We start from the raw sequence: 16843 nt of genomic DNA, 5'->3' as shown, positions 1-16843 counted from the left end.
GAATATTTACCACAAATTCTTCTGCACTTTTTTACCGCAGATCCTTTCCACTCTTCTTTGCCAAGTACTTTTACGATAGCTCTTTCCACTCTCTTTTACCAAGCACTGTTTGCGCTAATTCTTTCGACTAACTCATTCAACTAACGCTCTCCAGAACGATTAGATTAACGCAGCATAAAACCATCCTGAAACAGGTCGTCGGGATCGATAAGAAACTGATGACGGCCGGTGATAAAGGAGCGACCTGAGACCTCGGGGATCACCGCCTGCTTACCATGAAACTCCGACTTTGACAGGGCACTCACTATCATTCTGCCATCGACAATGCTCTCTATCATCAAGGGGGTGTTCAGTTCGACTTCCCCCTTAGCGTGCAGCAGCGCAATTCGAGCGGCGACGCCGGTACCTGTGGGTGAACGATCGACCTCGCCGTCGGCAAAGATACAGACATGGCGTGAGTGGGCCTCGGGGTTAGTCACCCTGTTTGAGGTAAATATCGTGCCATAGAGAAAACTCAGGTCCTCCTCGAGTGGATGCACTAACGGGTGAGCCGCCATCACGGCATGCTTAATCCGCCTACCCACATCGATAAGCTGAGCGACATTATCCTGTGCGCAACTGATCCCATGGTCATCGGCATCCACATAGGCGTAATAAGCCCCACCGAATCCTATGTCGTAACGCACCTCACCCACACCTTCTACTATAACGCTGCAATCGAGGGCCTCGGCCCATGAGTCCACATTTTGAAAGCTGGCGTGGATTTTACCTTCACTGTCGCGATGCGCCTTAGCGGTGATAAGTCCCGCAGGTGCATCTATCTTAATAACCCTGCCCTCTCCGGCCAGTTCGATAGCGCCCGTCTCACAAGCCACTTTTACCAGCGCCAGGATGCCATGACCGCACATGCTGCTGTAGCCTTCGTTATGTAAGAAGAGTACGCCGAAGTCGGCCCCTTCAGTAATAGGCGGTGTAATGATGGCACCGTACATATCGGCATGGCCTCTGGGCTCGTGCATCAATAACTTTCTATAACGATCCAGATGCTTGGTGACATATTGACGCATCTCAAGGATGTTATTGCCCTTAAGCTCTGGGTAGCCAGAGGTGATGATACGCAGGGGTTCCCCCTCGGTGTGGGCATCGAGCGTTATGAATTGTTGACATCTGTCGGTGATTTCCGTGGGCAAATGGTTAAGCAACATGTCCTGTTCCTTTCTTATCTTTTGTATGCAATATATAGTATTTGGCAGTTCTACATATAATTAAAAATGAAACGGGGTTTTCTTTCCTTAATTATTGTATACAATATACCATAAGTTTTTGGAAGAATCCAAAATTCGACATGAGTTAATCTGTTTATATAAAGCACAAATAGCGCAAAGAGGTCTTAAACATGAAAGTAAATTGGCAAGGTGTATTCCCGGCAATCTCAACACAATTTAACGATGATGGTTCTATCAACTATGAATCGAATGCACGCATGCTCGAAGATCTCATTAACGATGGTATCGACGGCATTATTGCGCTGGGAACGATTGGTGAAAATGCCTCTTTGAGCAGTGAAGAGAAGCGTGAATTTATCAAGCATACCGTTGAAACCGTCAACGGTCGTATTCTGGTACTCTCGGGTTGTACTGAAAACACTGCTGAGCAAGCCTCTAAGTACGCTCAAGATGTCGAGAAGTTAGGTGTCGATGGTCTGATGTTACTTCCAGCCATGGTCTATCGCGGAACGGATCGTGAAGTTGTCGCCCATTATCAGTACGTCGCTCGCTCAACTTCGCTGCCTATCATGATCTACAACAACCCTGTTGGATATGGCGTCGACATCAATCTTGAGATGACGGCCACTCTTGCCGAAGAGGAGAACATCGTCGCGATTAAAGAGTCGACGACCGATACTCGTCGTCTGACAGAACTGCAGAGCCGTTTCGGTGACCGCTTCAGTATTCTTTGTGGTGTGGATGATATTGCCCTTGAAAGTATCTTCCTCGGTGCAACGGGTTGGATCTCAGGCCTGACTAACGTCTTCCCTCGTGAATCTGTAACACTTTTCAAGTTGGCTCGTGCCGGCCGTATCGAAGAAGCCCGTGAGATCTACCGTTGGTTCATGCCTCTGCTACGCTTAGACACAATTCCGACTCTGGTTCAGTGCATCAAATTTGCAGAGCAAATCGTCGGTCGCGGCTGTGAAAATGTCCGTATGCCGCGTATGACCTTAATTGGAGATGAACGTGCATACGTTGAAACCCTGATCAAGGAAGCGATGGCAACCCGCATCGATCTGGATAAGTACAACTTAGACTGATTATTAACTTAATAATTCTGAATAAGTACAAAATTAGACTAATTCTAAAATAGCCAAAAGCCTGCTCCCCTCATTGAATTTTGGGTGAATAAAAAAGATAAACTATCACCCAATTTCACTGTTTACCCTACCTAAGGGGGAGAGGCAAAATGGAGTAAGAGTGAGATGTTAAAAGGTACCTTCTTTTGCGTCGATGCTCATACCTGCGGCAACCCGGTTCGTTTGGTCACCAGTGGCCATCCGAATCTTAAGGGTCGCAATATGAGTGAAAAGCGACAAGACTTTCTGAACCACTATGATTGGATCAGAAAGGCATTAATGTTTGAACCCAGAGGCCACGATATGATGTCGGGGGCTTTTTTGTATCCTCCCTGCAGTGACAATGCCGATGCCTCAATCCTCTTTATCGAAACCAGTGGTTGCCTGCCCATGTGTGGACACGGCACCATCGGCACCATTACCGCCGCCATCGAATCGGGTCTGTTAACGGCCAGAGAGCCGGGCAAACTGACGATAGATGTCCCCGCGGGTCAGATTAATATCGAGTATCAGCAAACCGGTGAAAAAGTCGACTGGGTCAAGATCTATAATGTCCCGGCTTACCTGGCTCACCGCGATGTGATCTTAGATATTCCAGGCCTTGGGCCACTTAAAGTCGATGTATCTTACGGTGGTAACTACTATGTCATCGTCGAACCTCAGACCAATTTTCCCGGTTTAAGACAGTGGACCGCCGCAGATATTCTTCGCTGGAGTCCCGTCGTTCGTCAAATTGCAGATGAACAACTCAGCTGTGTTCATCCGGATGATCCTACCGTCAACGGTATCTCTCACGTGCTTTGGACGGGTAATACCATCAGTGAAGGTTCCGACGGGGCTAATGCCGTTTTCTATGGTGAGAAAGCCATCGACCGCTCCCCTTGCGGCACTGGTACCAGTGCCAGACTCGCTCAGCTTTACGCCAAAGGTCAACTCGAGGTCGGTGCCCAATACACCCATGAAAGCATCATAGGCAGTCAGTTTATCGGCCGGATAGAAGCCGCTACAACCGTAGGTGACAACAAAGGCATCATGCCCAGCATTCAGGGATGGGCCAGGATCACCGGAAAAAATGCCATCACAGTCGATGACAGCGACCCCTATGCCTTCGGGTTTCAAGTGGTATAGGCAGCACTCATATTTCAGTCGACCCGACTACTCAAAAAGAATTATCAGGAACTATTATGACAGATGCAATAAAGAGAAGAGTTACCGGACAACACTTTATCAATGGTGCTTGGACAGGACAGGCCGGTGCCTTTAATAGCTTCGATCCCGTCACCAACGCAAAGATCGATTGGCAGTTTGCTAACGCCTCAGAGACTGAAGTTGCCCAAGCAGTCACGGCGGCACACGCGGCCTTCACGCAATATCGCTCGAAGACACCAAGCCAAAGAGCCGATTTTCTAGAGGCCATTGCCGATGAGATCCAGGCCGATATTGAGGCCATCACCGCTGCCGCGCACCGTGAGACCGGCCTTCCTATGGCGCGTCTGCAGGGTGAAACCGGCAGAACCTGTACTCAGCTAAAGCTGTTTGCCACTCGTCTGCGTGATCCCCTCGAGCCGCGCTTTGTCGACTTGGCAAACCCGCAGCGTGCCCCGCTCCCCAAGGCCGATACCCGCTTAAGTGTGTTGCCTCTGGGCCCGGTCGCCGTATTTGGCGCATCAAACTTTCCGTTAGCCTTCTCAACCGCGGGTGGCGATACGGCCTCGGCCCTGGCCGCCGGGTGCACCGTTGTCGTCAAGGGCCACCCGGCCCACGCCGCCACCAGTGAACTGGTGACACGTGCCATCGAAAAGGCCATTGAGCGCTGTGATATGCCGCAAGGGGTATTTAGTCTGATACAGGGCTGCACGCCGCAGGTATCGACGGCGCTGGTCAGCCATGGGGCAATCAAGGCGGTTGGCTTTACCGGTTCACTGAAAGTGGGCCGCATCTTGTCGGACTTATGTGCCGCCAGAGCCGAGCCGATCCCCTTTTATGGCGAGCTGGGATCGACCAACCCGCAATTCCTGTTACCAGGGCTTCTGTCTGCTCAGGCCGAGCAGTTGGCCACTACACAGGTGCAATCCATGTTGATGGGGCACGGCCAGTTCTGCACCAGCCCCGGCGTGGTTGTGGCACAAAAGGGAGAAGCGCTCAATCGCTATATCGCGACGATGACAGAAAACCTTGCCTCTCTGCCCGCTGCGGCTATGCTCACACCCGGGATTGCGGCAACCTATCAGGCTCAACTCGAAGCGCTACTGAACAATTCCGCCGTTACCCTTATCGCTCAGGGTCAATCCGCAGAGGCTGGACATCATACCCGTCCGAGCGCCATTCGTGTGTCGGCTGATGACTACTTAGCAAGCAGCGAACTACAACAGGAGATCTTCGGTCCCTGCGCCATCTTGGTTGAGTGTGAAAACACGGCGCAGATGTTGCAAATTGCCAATGCACTAGAGGGGCAGTTAACGGCGACCATTCATGGCGATGAAGAGGAGCTGGCGCAACAGTCTGAACTGATTGAAGCGGTCGCATACAAGGTCGGTCGTATTATCTTTAATCAGATGCCAACGGGTGTCGAGGTATGCCACTCGATGAATCACGGCGGTCCCTATCCGGCCAGCACCGATAGCCGCAGTACCTCTGTAGGTAGTGATGCGATGAAGCGCTTCGAGCGCCCAATTTGTTACCAGAATATGCCTCAGGCCCTGCTACCCGATGAGCTAAAGAGTGACAATCCTAAGGTGATCACCTTTTAATCTCACTTAATCCCTCTTCACAAGTATCAAAATAGATAAAGGGAACACTGTTTCCCTTTATTTATACTTGCTTTAACGGTAATCTTAGACGGACTAAATAGAATAACGAATAGATAGAAACGGAAAATATGAGCCGATCTACACCAATTATCCATAAAACGCGCACGCAAGTCGTTGTAGAGGTCCTAAGGGAAAAAATTCTATCTGGTGATATTGCCGCTGGTGAACCCCTTCGTCAAAGTGCTTTAGCCGATGAGCTCAACGTCAGTCGGATCCCCGTCAGAGAAGCCTTATTACAATTAGAAGCCGAAGGCTTAGTCAAATTTGAAGCTCACAAAGGCGCTACCGCCACAAAGTTATCGGTTGAACAAGCCACCGAACTTTTTGAACTTCGCGCACTTATTGAAACAGATCTTCTGGCAAAGGCGATTCCTAAGCTGGAAGATGAAGATCTGCTTAAAGCAGAAAAAGTACTCGATGAGCTGGAATCTGCATTTAAGCAAGAAGATGCCGTCAGTACCTGGAGCGAGCTCAATACTCGCTTCCACACCTGCTTATATAGCCCGGCAGACCACCCTCATACACTGGAAGTGGTGCATGGTCTGAACACAAATTGTGATCGCTATATCCGTTTGCAGCTACTCCTTGCAGGCGGAATACCACAAGCAGAACAAGATCATAGAGAGTTGCTTAGTCTTTGCAAGAATAAAGAAATCGATAAGGCTGTTGAATTGCTACGAGCGCATATTTTGCATGCCGCTAAAGCGATTCGTGAACTCGTCGCCCAACAAGTGGCTTAGATCACTGTTGGTTAGCTTACGACTTGCTAAGCTTAGTTAATTACGTTAGATAAGGCAGAGCCAAGGTTCTGCCTTTTTATTTGAGAGAACCACAGATGCAGTACGCCACTATCACAGGTTGGGGAAAATGTGTTCCGCCAGCAACCCTGACTAACCACGACCTTTCCACTTTTATTGAAACATCTGATGAATGGATCAAACCACGCACAGGCATCAGCCAGCGTCACATCAGCCATGTTGATACTTCTGAGCTCGCATCTGTAGCGGCGCAGCGTGCCTTGGCCGCAGCCGGAATAGATGGCAGCGAGTTGGATATGATCATCCTTGCTACCGCAAGCCCGGATACCTTGATCCCAAATATTGCCTCTACGGTACAGGCCAATGTTGGCGCAACATGCGCTGCATTCGATATCAACGCCGCCTGTAGTGGTTTCTTATATGGACTCGGTCTGGGTAGTGCTCAGATTAAGAGTGGCCAATGTAAAAAGGTTCTCGTTATCGGTGCCGAGCGCCTCTCTTTCTATCTCGATTGGTCGCGTCGTGAAACTGCCGTACTGTTCGGTGATGGCGCGGGTGCCGTTGTGCTTGAGGCGACAGACGAAGCTATCGGCATTTTAGGCTACGAGCTTAACAATGACCCTGCCGGTCGCGATATCCTCAAAGCAGGTTTCGGTACTGCAATGGACAGATTCAATGCCGCATCATTAGACTTCTATATCGAGTTTAACGGTCAGGAGATCTTTAAACGCGCCATCGCAGGCATGGGTAAGCTGAGTAAGAAAGTCCTCGAGAAGTGTGATACTTCGATAGATGATATCGATTGGGTTATTCCTCATCAGGCTAACGAGCGTATTATCGATACCCTTATCAGCCGTATGAAGATCCCGAAAGAGAAAGCGATTGTGAACATTGCCAATTACGGCAATACATCGGCAGCCACGATCCCTATCGCCATCTGTGATGCGCTTGAGCAAGGTAAGATTAAACCAGGTCAGACGATACTCTCATGTGCATTTGGCGCGGGGCTTACCTCGGCTGCGGCATTGATTAAGTGGGGCGATAGAGTCACTCCAATTAATGAAAGCGATGCTGAGCTTCCTCCATGCGATAAAACCGGCATAGAGTTAGTCAGTAAGGCTGTGAAGCACTTCTGCGGCTAATCTCGTAGCTCGTAGCTCGTAGCTCGTAAGCATAAAAAACACCAGCCTATGTGCTGGTGTTTTTGTTTCTGCTAATCGGTCCCGTCGCGTCAGTTATATCCACGTACGTAGATAGAGGTCACCTCATCGCTACATAGGGTTTCATTGAAAAGGGTCGCCAATATCGGCTCTTCGCTTTTAATCAGCGCACATTGAACAAACTCACTAACCTGATCGATTAAATGGTTATTCTGGTCATTTTTTAAAATATGCTTGTTTTCCATGGTATCGCCTCTTCATAAATTAACGCCTACTGATACCATCTCATTGATTCAACCAGGTTGATATCACACCAATTTAAACGTGAACTTAACTAAACAGCTCTTAAAAAGTCAGTAAAAACATCGTGAGTTCAATCAGTAACCGGACAAGTGTCGAAGTTCAATTAAACATCAATTATTCCACTCTTTAAATATAAATATTTAAAACTTTAGTTTTATTTAACTAAAACATATAGAGGTAAGTTTGAAAAAAGCCCCGCGTCTTTATCACTTATTTCAGCCCAAAAAAAATGCCAGTCAATCGACTGGCATTTGAGTTGGTTCTTTTGAGTATGCTAGATATTGGCTAAAATTTTGTTAACCGTTTCTTTAGCATCACCGAACAGCATTTCCGTGTTCTCTTTAAAGAAGAGCGGATTCTGCACGCCAGCATAACCTGTCGCCATAGAACGCTTGAAGACAACCACGTTATCAGCATTCCAGACTTCGAGTACCGGCATACCCGAGATTGGGCTACCAGGCTCTTTCGCTGCTGGGTTAACCGTGTCATTCGCACCAATAACCAATACCACATCGGTATCGGCGAAATCATCGTTTATCTCATCCATCTCCATCACGATATCGTATGGCAGTTTAGCTTCGGCCAATAACACGTTCATGTGACCAGGCAAACGCCCCGCTACCGGATGAATAGCAAAACGCACATTCACACCACGCTTACGCAGTTTCTGAGTGATCTCGGCAACCGGATACTGAGCCTGCGCAACCGCCATACCATAACCAGGGGCTATGATAACGTTGCGTGCATTTTTCAGCATATCGGCGACATCATCGGCCTGCACTTCGCGGTGCTCGCCTTGATCGGCAACCCGTTCTAGCACAGTGCCACCTTCGGTACCGAAGCCACCTAAGATCACAGAGATAAATGAACGATTCATCGCTTTACACATGATGTAAGAGAGGATTGCACCCGAGCTACCGACTAACGCACCGGTAATGATCAACAGATCGTTACCTAACATGAAACCTGCTGCCGCTGCTGCCCAACCTGAGTAGGAGTTCAACATAGAGACAACCACTGGCATATCTGCGCCACCGATGGCCGATACCAAGTTATAACCGAATACGAAGGCAATCAGCGTCATGATAACCAAGGCTCCAATCGCATCGGTTTGCATGTAATAGGCACCTAAGATAACAGATGCGGCTATCATGCCAAGGTTTAACCAATGTGCGCCAGGCAGTGATTTAGGCGCGCTACTGACCAAGCCACGAAGCTTAGCAAAAGCCACTACTGAACCGGTAAAGGTCACCGCACCGATAAAGATACCGAGAAACACTTCAACATCATGAATGGTTTTAGCCACGGGATCGATATGACCCGTCACCGCATCCATCAAGGCACCGTGGTCCAGTGTGCTCGAGAAACCAACCAGTACTGCCGCCATACCCACAAAGCTGTGCAAGATAGCCACCAGCTCAGGCATTTCGGTCATCTCAACTTTCAGTGCTAAACGCACACCGATAGCCGCACCTATGGCCATTGCACCGGTAACAATCCAGCTATTATCCCCAATTTGAGTACTGGCAAGGGTTGCGACAATCGCAATCACCATACCGATAATACCCAAGATATTACCGCGTTGAGCGGTTTCCTGTTTACTTAAGCCTGCAAGACTGAAGATAAACAGGACTGCAGCAACCAAATAAGCTGCACTTAATAATCCTATAGACATATTCGTCAATCCCCTTAGTCTTTACGGAACATTTTCAGCATACGCTGAGTCACGGTGAAACCACCGGCAATGTTAATCGAGGCAATGAGTATCGCAATGCCAGACAAGACCAGCACCGCCGTACTATCACTGTTCATCTGCACTAAGGCACCGACAACGATAATGCCACTGATCGCATTGGTTACGCTCATCAGAGGGGTATGCAGAGAATGGCTCACATTCCAAACGACGTAGTAACCGACGACACATGACAGCACAAATATGCTGAAGTGCTGTAGGAAGTCTGCCGGCGCCGAATTAGCGATTAAACCGAACAGGCCAGCTGCAACGGTTGCAATGACAGGTTTAACCCAAGGGTTCTTTTTCTTCTCGACCACTTCGACAGGCGCTTCCTCTGCTTTAGCCTGAGGCTGAGCACTGACCTGAATTGCTGGTGGCGGGAAGGTGATTTCACCATCTTTAACCGCAGCAACACCACGGATAACCTCATCGTCGAAGTTAATCTCATAGTTGCCGTCTTTCTCCGGCACCATTAACTTAAGCAAGTTGACTAAGTTAGTACCGTAAAGCTGGCTCGCTTGGGTAGGCAGGCGGCGTGAAAGCTCGGTATAACCGATAATGGTGACATCATTGACCACTGCGACTTCGCCGGGAACCGTCAGTTCGCAGTTACCACCGTTGGCCGCAGCCAGATCGACGATGACACTGCCGGGCTTCATTAAGCCAACCATATCTTCAAGGATCAGTTTAGGCGCGGGTTTGCCCGGGATAAGTGCCGTCGTAATGATAATATCGACATCTTTGGCCTGCTCACGGAACAGCGCCATCTCAGCATCGATAAACTCTTTACTCATAACTTTGGCGTAACCATCACCTGAACCCGATTCCTCTTCGAAATCAAGTTCCAGGAATTCGGCGCCCATAGAGTTAATCTGCTCTTTCACTTCCGGGCGAGTATCGAAGGCACGAACGATTGCACCTAAGCTACCGGCTGCACCTAATGCGGAAAGACCGGCAACACCGGCACCGATAATCAATACTTTTGCCGGCGGCACTTTACCCGCGGCGGTGATTTGACCGGTAAAGAAACGGCCAAAATGGTTCGCCGCTTCGATGACGGCGCGATAACCATCAACGTTTGCTAACGAGCTACGCGCATCGAGAGACTGGGCACGAGAAATACGTGGCACCATGTCCATTGCGAGCAGGTTAATCCCTTTAGCCTTAAACTTTTCCAATAGCTCTGGGTTCTGGGCTGGCCATACAAAACTTGCCACTGTCGAACCGCCTTTCATTAAATCGGCTTCGTCAACGCCAGTGTCTGCATTAATACCAGGTGCATTGACCTTTAGTATGAGATCAGCCTGAAACGCTTGTTCGAGGCTAACAACCTCAGCACCCGCTTCTTGATACGCCTCATCTTTGAAGTTAGCCGCCTCTCCGGCACCGCTTTGTACCACAACACTGAAGCCTAATTTCTTAAGCTGTATTACAGTGGCAGGTGTCGCGGCTACCCGGCTCTCCTGCGCGAGGATCTCCCTTGGTATTCCGATTTGCATAGTTATTTCCTGGTGTCGATAGTAATGTTTTCAACTGCTGTTACCGATAAACCTAACCCGGTAATACAATTGCTAATATTTATATTTTTATGACCAGCAACATAATAGGGCAAGTTGCTGCCGCCAAAAGTGACTAAGCATTCAGTCAAGCGCGTCATAAAACTTATCAACAATACCAAGATATTTGCGTCATGGGTCAATAATTTTCAATTTTTGAGGCTAAAATCAATTATTTTTATGTTCAGGTTTGTTAGTGAAGCCCTGTCAATCACCTTCTGGTCTTAGTTATTAACAATTGTTATCTTATTCATCTACATGCAGATGAATTTTATTTGGATTTTTAAACGTAAATCGATTAAAGAGCAGATTAACTCTGCCATTGTTCTCAAAATCAGGTCAATCGGGGCTTATGAGCAGCACTGAATAAAAAAGAAAAGAATTGAATAAATAATGAGTAGGGTATTACTCTGGTCACCCAGCGCTGCTATACCGGTTAGAGTAGCACTTCATCCCAATAAATTTGCTGTTTAAAATGCGCGGCAAGACGAAGGTTCAGATCATTAAAACTTGGGAGAGACTCCTCGAGCCCGGTTAAACATGACCAGACAAAACGATGGCAGTTATTGTCGAACAGATCATATTCCCGATATTGAAAAATAGCTGCTTCGGCGCGTTCGAGTACACCGGCATCGATGAGAGGTTGATGATCATGGCTGCAAGCGATATAGATTTTTGTCCCGGTTCTGCCCGCCAGAAAGCGGTTAGTTGAGACGGCGCGGATTAATCCGCTACCATGAAGTTCGATAAGAATATGGTCGTCGAGCCAGATACCTGTGTGTTCAATCATACCGTAGACGAAGCAGCAGATAATGGCGCCGGGTTGCGGCTTCACCTGCTTATGACCCGGATGCCACAGGCTCGGCTTCAGTGCGACATGCTGACCATCCTCAGGCATCGACGGGGCCCTCCCCATGCGGCGTTCATGCTCCAGCTTATGCCGTTTTTCACGTCTGTCAGCCAGCATCACAGCACCTAAGGTTGCCCCGCCAAGCCAGATTAAGGGTAATGCCATTCAGTCACTCCAACCGACTACACTTCCCCTGACAGTAAATCTTTAAAGGACGACTGTGAATGAGAAAAATGTAAGATATTTTTACTTGAGCATACTCAGCTCCGCTCAATGACCCGTTTCATCTCATCACCGAAAAATTGATAAAACAAGCGCTATACACTAGCTTTTACAATACAAGTTAATAATAGGAAGACTATGAAAGGCATAATTTTTTCAGAATTTATCTCGCTCGTTGAAGACAAATTTGGCCTTGAGACATGCCAAAGCATGCTGGATGCCAACGAAGATCCCGGTATCTACACCACTGTGGGAACTTACGATCATCGAGACCTGATAAAATTAATCAACAGCCTAAGTAAGTTAACCGGTATCTCCTGCGCCGATCTGCAACAGGTATACGGTGAGTCCGTATTCAACCAGCTGTTTAAAAGCATGCCTGAACTCGAGGGAAAATATGACAGTACCTTTAGCTTTATTAAAAGTGTCGAAGCATCGATTCACATTGAGGTGAAAAAACTCTACCCTCAGGCTAAACCACCCAGATTCAATTTCATCTCACAATCCGCCTCCGAGCTGGTGATGGACTATCATTCTGCACGGTGTTTGTCTCATGTCTGCTTCGGTCTGATTAATGGGTGTGCCAACCATTTCAACCAGACAGTCACTATCGACATGGCACCACTATCCCAAGATAACTCGGAAGTGCGTTTCACTATCACCTATGTTTAACCGCTCATTCGACCCTTACTAAAGTCAAGAGCACTAAGGTTGGGAGTCATCAATAGGGTCATTAAGTATGCTGGAAGATGAGAAAGCGGATTTACATAAACAGATAGCACTGCTCACCAAAAAAGTGCAGAGAGAGCATCAGATAAAGCTCGCGGCTGAAAAACTGCTGGAAGAGAAGAGTCGTGAGCTTTACCTGGCCCAACAAATATTAGAAGACAATCTACTCATCATTAAAAACCGTTCAGAGCAGGACATCGCCCTACTGCATTTGAAAACCCGTCTAGAATCGGTACTGCTCGACTTTACCCAGATGTTTCTTAAGCAGCACCTTTCAGGCGAACACCTCCAGCGGCTGGTCGATGAACTGGCCGACATTGAGCATATTCATTCGTGCCGGTTAATCTTAACCACATCCGACGGCTCACTCGTTAATGGCCGATTCATCGCAGGAAGTCCCACCAGCTGGCAACATGAAACAACCCAGGAAAACTCATGCCAATGGAGCGATGAGGGTCATCAACTCAGTGTGATCATTAAGGGAAGCGCTCGGCATATAGGGGCATTACAGATAGAGTTGAATACTCCAAAAACCTGGCAAGAGACCATAGAGAAACAGTTACTTCTGTTTTGCGATATGCTGCATTCTGCCTATCAACGTCAGGCACTATTGAATCGCACACTGGAGGAGAAGCGCAGAGCCGAGTACTCTGAGCGAACAGCAAGGGATTTTGTGGCCATGATAAACCATGAGCTACGCACCCCACTCAGTGGGTTACTGGGCAGCGCGGATCTGATGCGCGATACCCAAATGACAGCTCATCAGCAACAGCTGCTTAAGACGATGCACCAATCCGGAGAACTACTGGAGGTGATAATCAATGATCTGCTCGATATCAGTAAGATGAATGCTGGTATGCTCAAAATCATAGATACAAAATTCAGTCCCGAGCAGCTGTGCTCAATGATCCAAAACATATTTACAACTAAGACCGCTGAGTTAGGCCTGGCTTTTGAACTAACATTCGATGAACACATCCCCGCCCGGTTGCTAGGCGATCCGGACCGCATTAAACAGCTCTTTGTAAACCTGATAGGTAATGCAATCAAATTTACCGATCAGGGCAAGATATCGGTAAAGGTCGATTGGGTGCAGGAGATGTTTCATTTTACGATATCGGACTCCGGCTGCGGGATCCCCAAAGATAAACTGGCACACATCTTTGAACCTTTTGTTCAGGTTAACAATGCCAGCAATCGCCCCCATGAAGGCACAGGATTAGGTTTAGCAATCTGTAAACTTCTGGTCGACGAAATGAAGGGAGAGATAAGCCTCGAAAGCAGCGAAGATGAAGGTACACAGTTCTCGGTCAGGCTACCGCTAAAGGCAACAGACGATACGGAAGATGTCACCGTAGATGAAGAGATGGACGTCACTCTGGAGAGGCTGACCGTATTAGTTGTCGAAGACAGTGAAGTGAACCGATTACTTATCTCCATGATGCTCGATAAACTAAAGATCAAACCCTATCTCGTCAACAACGGTCAGCAAGCCATTAACTTTTTGGCCGATAAACCTGTCGATATAGTGTTGATGGACTGCAGAATGCCTATCGTCGATGGCTTCGAAGCAACCAGGAGGCTGAGGCACTCGGGATATCGTCAACCTATCATAGCGCTGACTGCGGGTACCACGACCCTAGAAATCGATAAATGTTTCGAGAGTGGAATGGATGAAATTATCAACAAACCATACAAGCTGATAGATATCAAAAGGGTGCTGATCAAATGGTATCAAAGAATCAACCAGCCATCAGGATAGCTGACACAGTTCAGCGACTGTCACCTGGTGCAAATCTCCTAAAGCTGCAACCTGAGCAAGCAGGAGTTCACCACAGGCTAAGGCATCGACCAAAGCGTTGTGAGCAGCATAAACGGGTAAACCATATCGCGCCCTGCATGCCCCCAACCTTAGCGTCCCCTCTTTCAATACATCTTGTTTGCGAAGCAGACGTTTACGTTCAAGGGCCAAGGTATCGATAGCCAGCAACTTTATCGACTCTCCCGTGACCTGTTTAATTGCCACCTGTAAGAAACCTAGATCCAATGGAGAGTGATGGGCAACCAACAATTTTCCTCTGGTACGATCCAGGAACCATTCAATAGCCGAATCGATAGAGACACCCGCTTGTAGCTGATGATCGACGATACCGTGAATGGTTGCACTCTGGCCGACACTGCCGTTTATCTGAATCAACTTCTGTTCGGCGCGACTAAGTTGCAACAGGCCTTTCTCTATAGGAATTAAGCCGATGCTCAGTATCTGATCGCTGTTAGGGTCTAAGCCAGTCATTTCAAGATCGACAGCCATCAAAGATGACTCAGAAAAGACCTGACCAACCGCGGGCATTTGAGAGCGATAATACTGTTTAGTCGAGTCCGAACGGCTCAAAAAAGCTCTCCAGCACAGTTGTGAGCGTAAAGCGAAACCCATCACCACCTAAAAGGTCCTCGTAAATTTAAGCTTTATCCCGGCCTGAGCATCATGCACCACCTTAAATGCATCCCGTAACTGATGACGAACCAGTGAGGAGAGATTCTGTGGTTTCAGGTAATTAGACAGTTCTATCGAGTGAGTGTACTGATAACCTTGATTGGATAGACGCATATGGGCGATAAACTCATGGGCATCGGCGAGATTCAGTGCGTCTTTACGATTAATGATATTACTCTCCATTAACGCACGAATGCGTTTTGCCGTATTCACCTCTTTAATGCCGGCCGACAGCGCATAAACCCGGGCGATATCATTTATCAAGGCATTTCCCTTGTGTTTCAGATCGATCCCCTTCACCTCTCGTCCGTCGCGTTCGAGTACAAACTGTTTGAAAAACCCTAACGGCGGCGACTCCAGCAATGAGTTATTGGTCATTCCGGCAAGGAAGATATCATTGTCTTTCGTTTCCGCTAACACCTTGTCCTGCAGACTATCGAAAAGAGAGCTCGGTCCGTAGACAGAGCGCATATCGAAGAAGATACTCGCATGCATTAACGCCTTAGGCTCCGGAGTATTCACCCACTTACCGAAGCGCTGTTGCCATTGAGATAGGGTCAGGCGCCACTTAGGATTCTGCGCCATGATATCGCCGGGGCAATAAATATAACCACATCTGTCCAGGCCGTTACATACCGCCTTGGTCAAGGCTTCAAAATAGCCGGCAGCCGCTTCATCGGGTTCATGAGCGAGCAACAAACCATTGTCCTGATCCGAACATGCCGCCTGATCTTGCCGTCCCTGAGAACCGAATGCCAACCAGCAGAAGGCCATGGGGGCTTCTCCCAGGATCTGTTGGTTCAGTACGATGAGACGCCGGGTCAAGGCATCGGTCACCGAGGTCAGTACCCGACCAATCTCCTCCGCCCTTGCATCTGCACTGATCAGATTCTGCAACAAGAGCGGGATCTGCTTACTGACACCGATTAAACTTTCAAGATCATTTTGACGCTCTATCTCACCAATCAAAAGCAGAGGTTGTGAGCTTTGGCCACGTAAGATGTCGGTACTGGTCAATACTCCCACGGCGCGCTCATCGTCAACGATAGGCAGATGATGAATACTATGCTCACTCATCAGCAACATGGCTTCAAATACCAGCGAATTTGATGTCAGGGTCTTGGGCTTTGTCGTCATGGCCTGATGAACGGGCAGACTTCCCTCTAACCCTTCGGCTAAGACTCGGTTTCTCAAGTCTCTGTCGGTTAAGATCCCACTAAGCTTATTATTATCTATCACTAAGACCGAGGAGACCCGCGTCGAGCGCATTTTTCGGGCGGCATCACTCACCGTCGCATTAACGTCGATAACCAGAGGGTCGCCTGACATCAATGAGCTGACCCGATTGGTGGTGGTTAGCTCTTTGGCCTTGAAACGGGTCTGATGACGCAGGCGTTTAGCGAAGGCGCGGTTAAAGAAACGATCGAATTGCCGACTCTCTACACGCAGGTAATCGAAAGTGTCGGGATCGAGGTGATACACCAGGCCATCTTCGAGGATCCGAACCCGGTTACTCACCTTTTCACCGGATAACAGGGAGGGAAAACCGAAGTAATCCCCCTCGCCTAATCTGTCCAGCAACTCGCCATCATTATCTCTCACCTCGAAAGCGCCGCTGCGTACGATATAGAGCTGAGGGTGACTCTCATCGAGGGGCACAAACGCAGATAATTTACTGTAGTAGCCTACGCTCAGGCTTTTACAGCAACGTTCGAGTGTCGCGAGGTCCAGTGTATCAAAAGGCACTTGCGCCTTGATAAACTCGGTAATGGGTTGAAGTTCACTTGCATCCATAGACTGTCACCAGAAAAAGCGGAAGTAGATACTGATAGTAAAACTATACCTAATTCAAAAAGGTACAGGTATTCGACTTATG

The 16843-nt window shown here is 48.3% G+C and carries 14 protein-coding genes; 7 read left to right on the top strand and 7 right to left on the bottom strand.

Going from position 1 to position 16843, the window contains the following annotated elements:
• Positions 1 to 164: 164 nt before the first annotated feature.
• Positions 165 to 1205, bottom strand: coding sequence for a proline racemase family protein (locus SSED_RS09105; RefSeq protein WP_012142110.1), 1041 nt, complete (start codon positions 1203 to 1205; stop codon positions 165 to 167).
• A gap of 191 nt (positions 1206 to 1396) precedes the next feature.
• On the opposite strand from SSED_RS09105, the gene dapA reads away from it, so the two are divergent.
• The 5 genes from dapA (at position 1397) to SSED_RS09080 (ending at position 7060) form a co-directional block, all read left to right on the top strand.
• Entirely contained in the window at positions 1397 to 2311 is a 915-nt protein-coding gene (gene dapA / locus SSED_RS09100; protein WP_012142109.1) for a 4-hydroxy-tetrahydrodipicolinate synthase, read from the top strand.
• Between the two features lie 165 nt (positions 2312 to 2476).
• On the top strand, positions 2477 to 3478 hold the full coding sequence (locus tag SSED_RS09095; protein ID WP_012142108.1) for a 4-hydroxyproline epimerase: 1002 nt from the start codon (positions 2477 to 2479) through the stop codon (positions 3476 to 3478).
• Positions 3479 to 3534: 56 nt separating this feature from the next.
• Positions 3535 to 5100, top strand: coding sequence for an aldehyde dehydrogenase (NADP(+)) (locus SSED_RS09090; RefSeq protein ID WP_012142107.1), 1566 nt, complete (start codon positions 3535 to 3537; stop codon positions 5098 to 5100).
• 128 nt (positions 5101 to 5228) lie between these two features.
• Positions 5229 to 5900, top strand: coding sequence for a GntR family transcriptional regulator (locus SSED_RS09085; RefSeq protein WP_012142106.1), 672 nt, complete (start codon positions 5229 to 5231; stop codon positions 5898 to 5900).
• A gap of 95 nt (positions 5901 to 5995) precedes the next feature.
• Positions 5996 to 7060: a ketoacyl-ACP synthase III gene (locus SSED_RS09080; protein ID WP_012142105.1), complete on the top strand. Its 1065-nt coding sequence runs from the start codon at positions 5996 to 5998 to the stop codon at positions 7058 to 7060.
• A gap of 89 nt (positions 7061 to 7149) precedes the next feature.
• Here SSED_RS09080 and SSED_RS24825 read toward each other — a convergent pair whose 3' ends face one another.
• From SSED_RS24825 to SSED_RS09065, 4 genes are all read right to left on the bottom strand, one after another.
• Entirely contained in the window at positions 7150 to 7323 is a 174-nt protein-coding gene (locus tag SSED_RS24825; RefSeq protein WP_190273198.1) for a hypothetical protein, read from the bottom strand.
• Positions 7324 to 7655: 332 nt separating this feature from the next.
• Complete coding sequence (pntB, locus tag SSED_RS09075; RefSeq protein WP_012142104.1) at positions 7656 to 9056, bottom strand: Re/Si-specific NAD(P)(+) transhydrogenase subunit beta; 1401 nt, start codon at positions 9054 to 9056, stop codon at positions 7656 to 7658.
• Positions 9057 to 9070: 14 nt separating this feature from the next.
• Complete coding sequence (locus SSED_RS09070) at positions 9071 to 10615, bottom strand: Re/Si-specific NAD(P)(+) transhydrogenase subunit alpha (RefSeq protein ID WP_012142103.1); 1545 nt, start codon at positions 10613 to 10615, stop codon at positions 9071 to 9073.
• 493 nt (positions 10616 to 11108) lie between these two features.
• A complete protein-coding gene (locus SSED_RS09065; RefSeq protein WP_012142102.1) occupies positions 11109 to 11687 on the bottom strand; it encodes a lecithin retinol acyltransferase family protein in 579 nt (192 codons plus the stop codon).
• Between the two features lie 195 nt (positions 11688 to 11882).
• On the opposite strand from SSED_RS09065, the gene SSED_RS09060 reads away from it, so the two are divergent.
• Positions 11883 to 12416: a heme NO-binding domain-containing protein gene (locus SSED_RS09060; RefSeq protein WP_012142101.1), complete on the top strand. Its 534-nt coding sequence runs from the start codon at positions 11883 to 11885 to the stop codon at positions 12414 to 12416.
• Between the two features lie 67 nt (positions 12417 to 12483).
• Positions 12484 to 14235: an ATP-binding protein gene (locus SSED_RS09055; protein ID WP_012142100.1), complete on the top strand. Its 1752-nt coding sequence runs from the start codon at positions 12484 to 12486 to the stop codon at positions 14233 to 14235.
• On the opposite strand, the gene SSED_RS09050 is transcribed toward SSED_RS09055, so the two are convergent.
• Together SSED_RS09050 and SSED_RS09045 are read right to left on the bottom strand one after the other, a co-directional pair.
• Positions 14227 to 14907 carry an exonuclease domain-containing protein gene (locus tag SSED_RS09050; RefSeq protein ID WP_041421607.1) on the bottom strand — a complete coding sequence of 227 codons (681 nt, stop codon included), beginning with the start codon at positions 14905 to 14907 and terminating at the stop codon, positions 14227 to 14229. The two genes, SSED_RS09055 and SSED_RS09050, sit on opposite strands and share 9 nt — an antisense overlap.
• Before the next feature lie 6 nt (positions 14908 to 14913).
• Positions 14914 to 16761 (bottom strand): DUF294 nucleotidyltransferase-like domain-containing protein, encoded by a 1848-nt coding sequence (locus tag SSED_RS09045; RefSeq protein WP_012142098.1) that lies wholly within the window; start codon positions 16759 to 16761, stop codon positions 14914 to 14916.
• Positions 16762 to 16843: the final 82 nt, after the last annotated feature.

It is taken from the genome of Shewanella sediminis HAW-EB3 (genome assembly GCF_000018025.1).
Lineage (GTDB): Bacteria > Pseudomonadota > Gammaproteobacteria > Enterobacterales > Shewanellaceae > Shewanella > Shewanella sediminis.
Note: the sequence above shows the minus strand (reverse complement) of the source record. Positions and strands in the feature narration are given on the sequence as shown.